The 13,486-nt window shown below is 50.2% G+C and carries 10 protein-coding genes and 1 pseudogene; 9 read left to right on the forward strand and 2 right to left on the reverse strand.

The annotated features are described in order from the left end of the window. The first annotated feature begins 23 nt into the window (after nt 1-23). The 8 genes from lolA to ACLJRE_RS03605 all read left to right on the forward strand — a co-directional run bounded on the left by lolA (nt 24) and on the right by ACLJRE_RS03605 (nt 10,851). On the forward strand, nt 24-635 hold the full coding sequence (gene lolA, locus ACLJRE_RS03570) for an outer membrane lipoprotein chaperone LolA (protein WP_001519746.1): 612 nt from the start codon (nt 24-26) through the stop codon (nt 633-635). Between the two features lie 9 nt (nt 636-644). Further along, a complete protein-coding gene (rarA, locus tag ACLJRE_RS03575) occupies nt 645-1,988 on the forward strand; it encodes a replication-associated recombination protein RarA (RefSeq protein WP_000067786.1) in 1,344 nt (447 codons plus the stop codon). Nucleotides 1,989-2,246: 258 nt separating this feature from the next. Continuing rightward, nucleotides 2,247-3,539, forward strand: coding sequence for a serine--tRNA ligase (serS, locus tag ACLJRE_RS03580; protein ID WP_000886699.1), 1,293 nt, complete (start codon nt 2,247-2,249; stop codon nt 3,537-3,539). A gap of 237 nt (nt 3,540-3,776) precedes the next feature. Next, nucleotides 3,777-6,221 (forward strand): dimethylsulfoxide reductase subunit A, encoded by a 2,445-nt coding sequence (gene dmsA, locus ACLJRE_RS03585; RefSeq protein ID WP_000850250.1) that lies wholly within the window; start codon nt 3,777-3,779, stop codon nt 6,219-6,221. A 10-nt stretch (nt 6,222-6,231) separates the two neighbouring features. Then, entirely contained in the window at nt 6,232-6,849 is a 618-nt protein-coding gene (dmsB, locus tag ACLJRE_RS03590; protein WP_000213069.1) for a dimethylsulfoxide reductase iron-sulfur subunit DmsB, read from the forward strand. A gap of 1 nt (nt 6,850) precedes the next feature. Continuing rightward, nucleotides 6,851-7,714 (forward strand): dimethyl sulfoxide reductase anchor subunit family protein, encoded by an 864-nt coding sequence (locus ACLJRE_RS03595; RefSeq protein ID WP_000534681.1) that lies wholly within the window; start codon nt 6,851-6,853, stop codon nt 7,712-7,714. A 349-nt stretch (nt 7,715-8,063) separates the two neighbouring features. Continuing rightward, the gene (locus tag ACLJRE_RS03600) at nt 8,064-9,212 is read left to right on the forward strand and encodes an MFS transporter (protein ID WP_000109271.1); all 1,149 of its coding nucleotides are present in this window, start codon (nt 8,064-8,066) and stop codon (nt 9,210-9,212) included. Nucleotides 9,213-9,429: 217 nt separating this feature from the next. Beyond that, nucleotides 9,430-10,851, forward strand: a complete 1,422-nt coding sequence (locus ACLJRE_RS03605) for an APC family permease (RefSeq protein ID WP_001134263.1) — start codon at nt 9,430-9,432, stop codon at nt 10,849-10,851. 291 nt (nt 10,852-11,142) lie between these two features. Here ACLJRE_RS03605 and pflA read toward each other — a convergent pair whose 3' ends face one another. Further along, the gene (gene pflA, locus ACLJRE_RS03610; RefSeq protein WP_000067928.1) at nt 11,143-11,940 is read right to left on the reverse strand and encodes a pyruvate formate lyase 1-activating protein; all 798 of its coding nucleotides are present in this window, start codon (nt 11,938-11,940) and stop codon (nt 11,143-11,145) included. Nucleotides 11,941-12,058: 118 nt separating this feature from the next. Then, nucleotides 12,059-12,385, reverse strand: a pseudogene (locus ACLJRE_RS03615) (cytoplasmic protein). 130 nt (nt 12,386-12,515) lie between these two features. On the opposite strand from ACLJRE_RS03615, the gene sopD2 reads away from it, so the two are divergent. Continuing rightward, a complete protein-coding gene (gene sopD2, locus ACLJRE_RS03620; RefSeq protein ID WP_001145572.1) occupies nt 12,516-13,475 on the forward strand; it encodes a type III secretion system effector SopD2 in 960 nt (319 codons plus the stop codon). Nucleotides 13,476-13,486: the final 11 nt, after the last annotated feature.

Below are 13,486 nucleotides of genomic sequence, written 5' to 3' on the forward strand. Positions count from 1 at the left end.
GTGTCGAAACCTGAGGAATAATGATGAAAAAAATGGCAATCGCCTGTGCATTACTTTCAAGCGTTGTAGCCAGCAGCGTATGGGCTGACGCCGCCAGCTCTCTGAAAAGCCGTCTGGATAAAGTGAGCAGCTTTCATGCCACCTTTACTCAAAAAGTCACCGATGGCAGCGGTGCCGCGGTGCAGGAGGGACAGGGTGATTTATGGGTTAAGCGGCCAAATCTATTCAACTGGCATATGACGCAACCTGACGAGAGTATTCTGGTTTCTGACGGCAAAACGTTATGGTTCTATAACCCGTTTGTAGAACAGGCTACCGCCACGTGGTTGAAAGATGCCACCGGAAATACACCGTTTATGCTGATTGCCCGCAACCAGGCCAGCGACTGGCAGCAGTATAATATTAAGCAGGATGGCGATAATTTTGTGCTGACGCCGAAAGCCAGCAACGGCAATCTGAAACAGTTCACCATCAATGTGGGACGCGACGGGACTATCCACCAGTTTAGCGCCGTAGAACAAGACGATCAGCGTAGCGCCTATCAGCTAAAATCCCAGCAAAACGGCGCTGTTGATCCGTCAAAATTTACGTTTACTCCGCCGCAAGGGGTAACGATAGACGACCAACGTAAGTAGAGGCGATGAGTGAGCAATCTGTCGCTCGATTTTTCTGATAATACGTTTCAACCGCTGGCCGCGCGGATGCGGCCGGAAAATTTAGCGCAGTATATCGGCCAGCAGCATTTGCTGGCCGCAGGTAAGCCGTTGCCTCGCGCTATTGAGGCCGGGCATCTGCACTCCATGATTTTATGGGGGCCGCCAGGGACGGGGAAAACCACGCTCGCTGAAGTGATCGCCCGCTACGCCAGCGCCGATGTCGAGCGTATTTCCGCCGTCACTTCTGGGGTAAAAGAGATTCGCGAAGCTATCGAGCGCGCCCGCCAGAATCGTAATGCCGGTCGCCGTACCATCCTGTTTGTCGATGAAGTGCATCGCTTTAACAAAAGCCAGCAGGACGCCTTTTTACCGCATATCGAAGATGGCACTATCACCTTTATCGGCGCGACCACGGAAAATCCCTCTTTTGAGCTGAACTCGGCGCTATTGTCGCGAGCGCGGGTCTATCTGCTGAAATCGTTGACCACTGACGATATTGAGCAAGTACTGGACCAGGCGATGCAGGACAAAACGCGTGGTTACGGCGATCAGGATATCGTGTTACCGGATGAGACACGGCGAGCGATTGCTGAGCTGGTCAATGGCGACGCGCGGCGCGCCTTAAATACGCTGGAAATGATGGCCGATATGGCGGAGGCGGATGATAGCGGCAAACGCGTTTTATTGCCCTCCTTGTTGACCGAGATCGCCGGCGAGCGCAGCGCGCGTTTTGATAACAAAGGCGATCGCTTCTACGATCTTATTTCCGCCTTACATAAATCAGTGCGCGGCAGCGCGCCGGATGCCGCCCTCTATTGGTATGCCCGTATCATTACCGCGGGAGGCGATCCGCTGTACGTGGCGCGTCGCTGCCTGGCGATTGCCTCGGAAGATGTGGGTAATGCCGATCCGCGCGCGATGCAGGTCGCTATTGCCGCGTGGGATTGTTTCACCCGCGTTGGTCCGGCTGAAGGCGAAAGGGCGATCGCGCAGGCTATCGTTTATCTCGCCTGCGCGCCGAAGAGCAACGCCGTCTATACCGCCTTTAAGGCTGCGCTGGCCGACGCGCGCGAACGTCCTGATTATGACGTTCCTGTCCATCTGCGTAATGCGCCAACCAAACTGATGAAAGAGATGGGTTATGGCCAGGAGTACCGCTATGCCCACGATGAGCCCAATGCCTATGCTGCGGGTGAAGTGTACTTCCCGCCGGAAATCGCGCAAACGCGCTATTATCATCCGACAAATCGTGGTCTGGAAGGCAAGATTGGCGAAAAGCTCGCCTGGCTGGCTGAACAGGATCAAAATAGCCCCACAAAACGCTACCGCTAGTGTAAACGTTGCGGTAAGGTTATCTCTAAATATGATGCTCCAGGTATCATGGCGTTGATGATGAATCTCGTTATGCTTGATAGCACGTTGCTTATGAGGTCCGCAGGTATAGCGCAATGGATGCGTTGTTGCTGTCGTCGGTCAGGTAAGGCGAAAACGTCGCTATTACGTAAACGTGGTTTATGTTCATCAATACAATCAGAGGCGATCATCAATTGATCGCGTTTCCTTTTATTATTCGATAAGCACAGGATAAGCATGCTCGATCCCAATCTGCTGCGTAATGAGCCAGACGCAGTCGCTGAAAAACTGGCACGCCGGGGCTTTAAGCTGGATGTAGATAAGCTGCGCGCTCTTGAAGAGCGTCGTAAAGTTTTGCAGGTCAACACGGAAAACCTGCAGGCGGAGCGTAATTCTCGATCGAAATCCATCGGCCAGGCGAAAGCGCGCGGGGAAGATATCGAGCCTTTACGCCTGGAAGTGAATAAACTGGGCGAAGAGCTGGATGCGGCGAAAGCCGAGCTGGATACCTTGCTGGCGGAGATCCGCAATATCGCGCTGACCATCCCAAACCTGCCTGCGGATGAAGTGCCGGTAGGTAAAGATGAAAACGACAACGTTGAAGTCAGCCGCTGGGGTACCCCGCGTGAGTTTGATTTTGAAATCCGCGATCACGTCACCTTAGGGGAAATGCACTCCGGCCTCGACTTTGCCGCCGCGGTTAAGCTGACCGGCTCCCGTTTTGTAGTGATGAAAGGACAGATTGCGCGTATGCATCGCGCATTGTCGCAGTTCATGTTGGATCTGCATACGGAACAGCACGGCTATAGCGAAAACTACGTGCCGTATCTGGTTAACCACGACACGCTGTATGGCACCGGTCAACTGCCGAAATTCGCAGGCGATTTGTTCCATACCCGTCCGCTGGAAGAAGAAGCAGACAGCAGCAACTATGCTTTGATCCCGACGGCGGAGGTTCCGCTGACCAATCTGGTACGCGATGAAATCATCGACGAAGATCAGCTGCCAATTAAAATGACGGCGCATACGCCTTGTTTCCGTTCTGAAGCAGGTTCTTATGGTCGTGATACCCGTGGCCTGATTCGTATGCATCAGTTTGACAAAGTGGAAATGGTGCAGATCGTTCGCCCGGAAGATTCTATGGCTGCGTTGGAAGAGATGACCGGTCACGCGGAAAAAGTGCTCCAGCTACTGGGACTGCCGTACCGTAAAATTATTCTGTGCACTGGTGATATGGGCTTCGGCGCCTGCAAAACCTATGACCTCGAAGTCTGGGTTCCGGCGCAGAATACCTACCGCGAGATCTCTTCCTGCTCTAACGTCTGGGACTTCCAGGCGCGTCGTATGCAGGCACGCTGTCGCAGTAAGTCCGACAAAAAGACCCGTCTGGTCCATACCCTGAATGGTTCTGGTCTGGCGGTAGGTCGTACCCTGGTGGCCGTGATGGAAAACTATCAGCAGGCTGATGGTCGCATTGAAGTGCCGGAAGTATTACGTCCGTACATGAACGGACTGGAATATATCGGCTAATCCTCGCTTTCTCTTCTTCTAAAAAGCGCCTTCGGGCGCTTTTTTTATGCCAGTTTGATACCGGACAATAATCCCTACCCTATTAGGGGTAATACTGATTTCGAATGAAGGTCAGTTTTTAACGCTATTTTTCTATTTTTTCGATATATATCAGACTTTATAGCGACGTTATCGCTATATAAAATTCTATACATCGTTTTATTGTTTTTTTTATTGTGAGCAGCAGAGTGAGCCCTTATGAAAACTAAGATCCCTGATGCCGTGCTGGCAGCCGAGGTGAGCCGTCGTGGTTTAGTCAAAACCACCGCGATAGGCGGCCTGGCGATGGCCAGTAGCGCATTTACCCTGCCATTTACCCGCATCGCTAACGCCGCAGAGGCGATAAGCCCGGCGAAAACCGGCGAGAAAGTCGTCTGGAGCGCCTGTACGGTAAACTGTGGCAGCCGTTGTCCGCTACGTATGCATGTTGTGGATGGCGAAATCAAATATGTAGAAACGGATAATACCGGAAACGATGATTACGATGGCCTGCACCAGGTTCGCGCCTGCCTGCGCGGTCGTTCTATGCGTCGTCGCGTCTATAACCCGGATCGGCTCAAGTATCCGATGAAGCGCGTCGGCGCGCGCGGCGAAGGTAAATTTGAGCGTATTAGCTGGGACGAAGCCTACGATATCATTGCTACCAATATGCAGCGTCTTATCAAAGAGTATGGCAACGAGTCCATTTATCTGAACTATGGCACGGGTACGCTGGGCGGCACTTTGACACGTTCATGGCCGCCAGGAAAAACGCTGGTCGCCCGTCTGATGAACTGCTGCGGCGGTTATCTTAATCACTACGGTGATTACTCTTCCGCGCAAATCGCAGCGGGTCTGAATTACACCTATGGCGGCTGGGCGGATGGCAATAGTCCATCCGACATTGAAAACAGTAAGCTGGTGGTGTTGTTTGGTAATAACCCTGGCGAAACCCGCATGAGCGGGGGCGGTGTAACGTATTATCTTGAACAGGCGCGGCAGAAATCAAACGCGCGGATGATCATTATCGATCCTCGTTACACCGACACCGGCGCCGGTCGCGAAGATGAGTGGATTCCGATTCGTCCAGGTACCGATGCGGCGCTGGTCAATGGTCTGGCATATGTCTTAATCACCGAGAACATGGTCGATCAGCCGTTCCTGGACAAATATTGCGTCGGTTATGACGAAAAAACCTTGCCTGCCAGCGCGCCGAAAAACGGTCACTACAAAGCCTATATTCTGGGCCAGGGTAAAGACGGTATCGCGAAGACGCCGGAGTGGGCGGCGCAAATTACCGGTATCCCGGCGGATCGCATTATTAAGCTGGCGCGAGAAATCGGCAGCGCTAAACCCGCCTATATTTGCCAGGGGTGGGGACCACAACGTCATGCTAATGGAGAAATCGCCACGCGCGCCATCTCAATGCTGGCGATCCTGACGGGTAATGTTGGGATTAACGGCGGTAACAGCGGCGCGCGCGAAGGGTCTTATGCCCTGCCATTTGAACGTATGCCCACGTTAGAAAACCCGGTTGAAACCAGCATCTCCATGTTTATGTGGACCGATGCCATTGAACGCGGCCCGGAAATGACGGCGCTGCGTGATGGCGTGCGGGGGAAAGATAAGCTGGACGTGCCGATCAAAATGATCTGGAACTATGCTGGCAACTGTTTGATTAACCAGCACTCTGAGATTAACCGCACCCACGAAATCCTGCAGGATGACAAGAAATGCGAAATGATCGTCGTTATCGACTGTCATATGACATCGTCGGCAAAATACGCCGATATTCTGTTGCCTGATTGCACTGCTTCTGAGCAGATGGACTTTGCGCTGGATGCCTCCTGCGGAAACATGTCTTACGTTATCTTCACTGACCAGGCGATTAAACCGCGCTTCGAGTGTAAGACGATTTATGAGATGACCAGCGAACTGGCGAAACGTCTTGGCGTGGAACAACAGTTTACCGAAGGACGGACGCAAGAAGAGTGGATGCGTCATCTGTACGAACAGTCGCGTAAATCCATTCCGAATCTGCCCACCTTTGAGGAGTTCCGTAAGCAAGGCATCTTCAAACAGCGTGACCCCGAAGGCCACCATGTCGCCTATAAAGACTTCCGCGAAGATCCGCAAGCAAATCCACTTACAACGCCATCGGGCAAGATTGAAATCTATTCACAGGCGTTGGCGGATATCGCCGCCACCTGGGAGCTGCCGGAAGGCGACGTGATCGATCCATTACCGATCTACACGCCAGGTTTTGAAAACTATAACGATCCGCTAACGGATAAATTCCCGCTGCAGTTGACGGGTTTCCACTATAAAGCGCGTGTGCATTCCACTTATGGCAACGTAGACGTACTGAAAGCCGCCTGTCGCCAGGAAATGTGGATTAACCCAATGGATGCGCAGAAACGCGGTATCAACAATGGCGATAAAGTCCGCATCTTCAACGATCGCGGCGAAGTACATATCGAGGCTAAAGTGACGCCGCGCATGATGCCGGGGGTGGTCGCCCTGGGAGAAGGCGCATGGTATGACCCGGATGCAAAACGCGTGGATCAGGGCGGATGTATTAACGTACTGACGACCCAACGTCCTTCTCCGCTGGCGAAGGGGAACCCGTCACATACGAACCTCGTTCAGGTTGAAAAGGCGTAAGGAGTAACCGATGACAACCCAGTATGGATTTTTTATTGATTCCAGCCGTTGCACCGGTTGCAAAACCTGCGAACTGGCCTGCAAGGACTACAAAGATTTGACCCCGGATGTCAGCTTCCGCCGCATTTATGAGTATGCAGGCGGCGACTGGCAGGAGGATAACGGCGTCTGGCATCAGAACGTTTTTGCCTACTATCTCTCCATCTCCTGTAACCACTGCGAAGACCCGGCCTGTACCAAAGTCTGCCCGAGCGGCGCGATGCACAAGCGCGATGACGGTTTTGTGGTGGTGAACGAAGAGGTCTGTATCGGCTGCCGCTACTGCCACATGGCCTGCCCGTACGGCGCGCCGCAGTACAACGCGGCCAAAGGTCATATGACCAAGTGCGACGGCTGTTACGACCGGGTGGCGGAAGGCAAAAAACCGATCTGCGTCGAATCCTGTCCGCTGCGAGCGCTGGACTTTGGTCCTATCGACGAGCTGCGTAAAAAACACGGTGAGCTGGCTGCCGTCGCGCCGCTGCCGCGCGCGCATTTCACGAAGCCGAATATTGTGATTAAACCCAACGCCAACAGCCGCCCGACCGGGGACACCACCGGTTATCTGGCCAATCCGAAGGAGGTATAAGATGGGAAGTGGATGGCATGAATGGCCGTTGATGATCTTCACGGTCTTTGGTCAGTGCGTGGCCGGTGGTTTTATTGTTCTGGCTCTGGCGCTGATGAAGGGCGACCTGCGCGCGGAAACGCAGCAGCGGGTGATCGCCTGTATGTTTGGTCTGTGGGTGCTGATGGGGATTGGCTTTATCGCCTCGATGCTGCATCTGGGCTCGCCGATGCGCGCGTTTAACTCGCTTAACCGCGTGGGTGCTTCCGCACTGAGCAATGAAATTGCCAGTGGCTCGGTGTTTTTTGCGGTCGGCGGGATTGGCTGGCTGTTGGCGGTACTGAAAAAGCTGCCGCCGGCACTGCGCACACTCTGGCTGATTATCACGATGGTACTGGGCGTCGTCTTCGTCTGGATGATGGTACGCGTCTATAACAGCATCGATACAGTACCGACTTGGTATAGCGTCTGGACGCCGCTGGGCTTCTTCCTGACGCTCTTTATGGGGGGGCCGCTACTGGGTTATCTGCTGCTGCGCATCGCGGGCGTGAACGGTTGGGCGATGCGTCTGTTGCCTGCGGTGTCGGTGCTGGCGCTGGTGGTTATTGCCATTATGGTGGCCATGCAGGGCGCGGAACTGGCGACGATTCACAGTTCCATTCAGCAGGCGTCTGCTCTGGTGCCGGATTATGGCTCGCTGATGGCTTGGCGTATGGTGCTGCTTGCGGCGGCGTTGTGCTGCTGGATTGTGCCACAGTTAAAAGGGTATCAACCTGCGGTACCGTTGCTCTCTGTCGCCTTCATTCTGATGCTGGCGGGGGAATTGATTGGCCGCGGCGTATTCTATGGGCTGCATATGACCGTGGGCATGGCGGTAGCCAGCTAACGCGTTGACGCGTATTCGGCCTGCAGAACGTGCAGGCCGAATACGCCTTTAGCCGCCATCAATTTAAGGGATATAACCGGGGCGGAGAAGGTGCATATAAATCCATAGAGAAGAAAACGAAGCTAAAGGAACCATGAAATTTTTCGACTGAACAAAACGCCGATTTTGCGGGTTAGATCAATAAAAACAAGGGGATGAATTTTTAGCCTTTTAATATATTCACGTGCAGAATAAGTAAATCAAATCGATAGTCTCAAAACTTGCGGATCGCCCATGCGGAGCCGATTGACAATGTTTTTGGCGATGGCATGATGCGCATGAAATTTGAACTTCCTCACGGTTTTTATTCATGTCCACCTATACCCGTCCCGTCATGCTTTTGCTGTGCGGGCTACTTTTGTTGACCCTGGCCATTGCGGTACTGAATACGCTTGTGCCGCTGTGGCTTGCTCAGGCAAACCTTCCGACCTGGCAGGTGGGGATGGTCAGCTCGTCTTATTTTACCGGCAATCTGGTCGGGACGTTATTTACCGGGTATTTAATTAAACGCATTGGGTTTAACCGTAGCTATTATCTTGCCTCGCTGATCTTCGCCGCGGGTTGTGTCGGGTTGGGCGTGATGGTGGGGTTCTGGAGCTGGATGAGCTGGCGTTTTATTGCCGGTATCGGCTGCGCCATGATTTGGGTGGTTGTCGAAAGCGCGTTGATGTGCAGCGGAACCTCGCATAATCGCGGGCGCCTGCTGGCTGCCTATATGATGGTCTATTACATGGGGACCTTCCTTGGACAATTATTGGTCAGTAAAGTATCTGGTGAATTGCTGCACGTTCTTCCCTGGGTGACCGGAATGATTCTGGCGGGAATTCTGCCGCTACTCTTTACCCGAATTGTAAATCAGCAAACGCAGGCACGTCATTCCTCTTCTATTAGCGCCATGCTGAAGCTACGCCAGGCGCGTCTTGGCGTGAATGGTTGCATTATTTCCGGCATTGTTCTTGGTTCATTATATGGCCTGATGCCGTTATATCTGAAGCATCAGGGGATGGCTAACGCCAGCATCGGTTTCTGGATGGCGGTGCTGGTGAGCGCCGGCATTTTGGGGCAATGGCCAATGGGACGTCTGGCGGACAAATTTGGTCGCTTGCTGGTGTTACGCGTACAGGTCTTCGTTGTCATACTCGGTAGTATTGCCATGTTAACCCAGGCGGCGATGGCGCCAGCTCTGTTTATTCTGGGGGCGGCGGGTTTTACGCTTTATCCCGTCGCAATGGCCTGGGCCTGTGAAAAAGTCGAACATCACCAGCTTGTGGCAATGAACCAGGCGCTGTTGTTAAGTTATACAGTAGGGAGCCTGTTGGGGCCGTCTTTTGCTGCGATGTTAATGCAGAATTATTCAGATAATCTGCTGTTTATTATGATCGCCAGCGTATCGTTTATTTATCTGCTGATGCTGTTACGTAACGCCGGCCAGACGCCTAATCCTGTCGCCCACATCTAACTGTTCTCTGAATCGTATGCAGGACGTGAGTCTTGCATACTCTTTGTTTATGTTTTACGTAAAATAATTGACCTGCATAATTTTCTTGCTTTACTGAAAAATAAAATGTGCCGAAGGTTATAATTTTGCGCTCCTCTATTTTCTCTCTTCGTCTTTACCGCGCATAATTCCCCGCTTCATTTATAGTAATAGCATTGTGTTCACGAAGGATCACGTTATGCCGAATGTGCAGGAAAAACAGTTGCGATGGTACAACATCGCCCTGATGTCGTTTATTACCGTTTGGGGATTCGGCAATGTTGTCAATAACTATGCTAACCAGGGGTTAGTGGTTGTCTTCTCCTGGGTGTTTATTTTTGCGCTCTATTTTATTCCTTATGCCTTAATCGTGGGGCAACTGGGCTCAACCTTCAAAGAGGGAAAAGGGGGCGTCAGTACCTGGATTAAGCATACGATGGGGCCGGGGTTGGCTTACCTTGCGGCATGGACGTATTGGGTCGTGCATATTCCCTACCTGGCGCAAAAGCCGCAGGCGATACTCATTGCATTGGGATGGGCTTTAAAAGGCGACGGCTCGTTGATAAAAGAATATACCGTCGTTGCCTTGCAGGGGCTGACGCTGGCATTGTTTGTTTTCTTTATGTGGGTTGCTTCCCGGGGGATGAAATCGCTAAAGGTTGTTGGATCTGTGGCCGGAATTGCCATGTTTATCATGTCAATTTTATATGTTGTGATGGCAGTGACCGCGCCAGCAATTACAAACGTTGAAATTGCGACCACTAACATCACCTGGCAGTCATTTATTCCTCATATCGATTTTACCTATATCACCACCATCTCTATGTTGGTCTTTGCGGTTGGTGGGGCAGAGAAGATCTCGCCTTACGTTAACCAGACGCGGAATCCAGGAAAAGAATTTCCGAAGGGGATGCTCTTTTTAGCCGTCATGGTTGCGGTCTGCGCTATCCTCGGTTCGTTGGCGATGGGAATGATGTTTGATTCCCGGCATATACCTGACGATTTAATGACCAATGGGCAATATTATGCATTCCAGAAATTGGGTGAGTATTACCATATGGGTAATTCATTAATGGTGATTTATGCCATTGCCAATACTCTGGGGCAAATCGCCGCGCTGGTGTTTTCTATTGATGCGCCACTAAAAGTATTGCTGGGTGATGCAGACAGTAAATATATCCCGCAGCGCTTATGCCGTACTAACGCTTCAGGTACGCCAGTTAACGGTTATTTGCTGACATTGGTGTTGGTCGCTATCTTGATTATGTTGCCAACGCTTGGCATCGGCGATATGAACAACCTGTACAAATGGCTGCTTAATCTCAACTCAGTTGTTATGCCGCTGCGCTATCTGTGGGTATTTGTCGCCTTTATTGCTGTCATTCGACTGGCGAAAAAGTACAAACCCGAATATGTGTTTATTCGCAACCGGGCGTTGGCGTTAACTGTGGGAATATGGTGTTTTGCCTTCACCGCGTTTGCCTGCCTTACCGGTATTTTCCCCAAAATGGAGGCGTTCACACCGGAGTGGACATTCCAGCTGACGTTGAACATCGTGACGCCTTTTGTCCTGGTCGGGTTGGGGTTAATTTTCCCACTGCTGGCGCGTAGAAACACATAACGACGCTCTTTTCCACGGCGCTCCTGTCAGGCGAGCGCCTTTTAAGGTCACAGGTGCCTGGGTTCCAGGCGGAGACCATGGTATTAACAGGCACCGGGTCAGCAATAGTTGTCAGACCTTCAACCCAGCAGCAGATAAGCGACTCTGTATTTAATACCTGGTAAGCGCAATATTGTTAACCAGGCCTGTCTGACGGCGGAGTCGGGTATTTTAGCGGTAAGAGCGTTATCCAGACAGCAAAACGGCTACCGTCACGGGTAGCCGTTTAAAAGCGGATAAGATAGCAGGCGATTAATACATCACTTTATGACCATACTGCTCAAGAATGCCCTTCACACGCTCCATGGTCTCTTTTTTAGGCGGCTTCACGCCATCCAGTTTATATTCTTCGCCCATTGCCACCCATTTATGTTTGCCCAGCTCATGATAGGGCAGCAGTTCGATTTTTTCGACATTCCCCATATCGCGGGTAAACTCACCCAGGCGATGCGCGGAATCATCGTCGTCAGACCAGCCGGGAACGACAACGTAACGGATCCAGACCTTCACATTTTTCTTTGATAAATACTGAGCGAATTCCAGCGTCCGGTGATTAGAGACACCGACCAGATTCTGGTGGATCTCATCATTCATCTGCTTGAGATCGAGCATCACCAGATCGGTAACGTCCAGCAATTCATCAATCACCGGGTCATAACGGCGCACAAAGCCGTTGGTGTCGAGACAGGTGTGGATACCTTCTTTTTTACAGGCGCGAAACCAGTCGCGTACAAATTCTGCCTGCAAAATGGCCTCGCCGCCGGATGCCGTCACGCCGCCGCCAGAAGCATTCATAAAATGCCGATAGGTCACCACCTCTTTCATTAAGTCTTCAACGGTGATTTCTTTACCGCCATGCGTATCCCATGTGTCGCGGTTATGGCAATACAGGCAGCGCATCAGGCAGCCCTGGAAAAAGGTAATAAAGCGGATGCCTGGGCCATCAACGGTGCCACAGGATTCAAAGGAGTGAATGCGACCAATAACCGGCTTTTTATCAGCAGTTACTGCAACACTTTCATTTGTAATACAATCGGTTAAGTTACTCATATCGCTTCGGCTAGCTCTAAATAACATGGGGTTTATGGACACATTCCGGGCATGTTGAGCACCCTGGTAAGGGGGTTGCATCCTGTAAAAAAGCGGTACTGCGAGCGTAAATTTTGGACTACAGAATGTGTGGCTGTTCCAGAATGTGCTGCAATGGAGCTATTTTACCTCTATTCAGTATAAAATATACGGCAAATCTATGCTGTATAACTTGCACCACCAGAAATTCTGGCTCATTCATCAGCTCGTAACGCCCGAACCGCAATACATACTGCAAGTGTATCATCCATAGCGCCCTGGTTTTGCTGTTTATGATCCGCCTCTTTTTTCAAATGGTTGGCGCCGTTTTGTTGTGGTCAGAACGAAAATAATTCTCAACATAATTCAGATGTGTCCAAAGAACGTTATGCGCTGTCCAGCGCCTGGCGCCGCATTCAACATGCAATCAGGTCTAAATCTGATGTTATTTCTAAAGCCGGACTGATTCAATCTCTTAAATAGAGTGTGGCTTTAATCAAAAAATGAGAGCAACGGATTGAATTTTGCTTTCGCGGTAAATAATCAAAGGAGTTATTATGCCAGTTACGTTAAGTTTTGGTAATCGTCATAACTATGAAGTTAATGCTTCACGGCTAGTCCGTTTGATGAGTTCTGACAAAGAAGAAGCGCTATACATGGGGGTATGGGATAGATTTAAGGACTGCTTCAGAACACACAAAAAAAGAGAGGTACTGGAGGTATTATATACACTCATCCATGGATGTGAACGTGAAAATCAAGCTGACCTTAATGTTGATACAGTCGGTATGGAGAAGATATATGCCTTTGCACAATTAAAACAATATGCTAATCCATCTCAACAAGACCGCTTTGTTATGCGTTTTGATGTGAGTCAGACACAAGTTTCATTTGAGATTGATGGCAAGGTTATTGATAAATGTAATTTGCATCGTATCCTCAATGTTTCAGAAAACTGTATTTTTAAAGTGATGGAAGAAGATGAAGAAGAGTTGTTTTTTAAAGTATGTATTAAGTATGGAGAAAAAATTGCTTGCTATCCAGAATTATTAGAAAACTTTGCTTTTAAACTTAGGCAGGAAGTTAATGAAGATGATGAAATTAAGGATGAAGTTTATAAGCTTATGCGATCTGGAGAAGATCGAAAAATGGCATGTGTTGAATGGAATGGTACGCTTACTGAGGATGAGATGGATAAACTACGCTGTCTTCAAATGGGGTCTTTTGAGATTTCTACCCAATTTTGTAAAATAGGTTACTGGGAATTAGAGGGAGAAGTCCTGTTTGATATGTTTCATCCAACACTTATCTATCTGCTACATGGATATATGCCGTCATTGTCATGTGATTTTACAGAAGCTAACACCATGCTGTTTTCTGATGTATTAAATAAGGATTATGATGATTATCAAAATAATAAAAGAGAAATTGATGCTATTCTGAGAAGAATATATAGATCACATAATAACACTTTATTTATAAGTAAAAATTCTGGTTGTCGAAATATGCTTTTATAAAAATTAAAAAG

Origin of the sequence: Salmonella sp. SAL04157, from assembly GCF_046551635.1 — a bacterium.
Lineage (GTDB): Bacteria > Pseudomonadota > Gammaproteobacteria > Enterobacterales > Enterobacteriaceae > Salmonella > Salmonella enterica.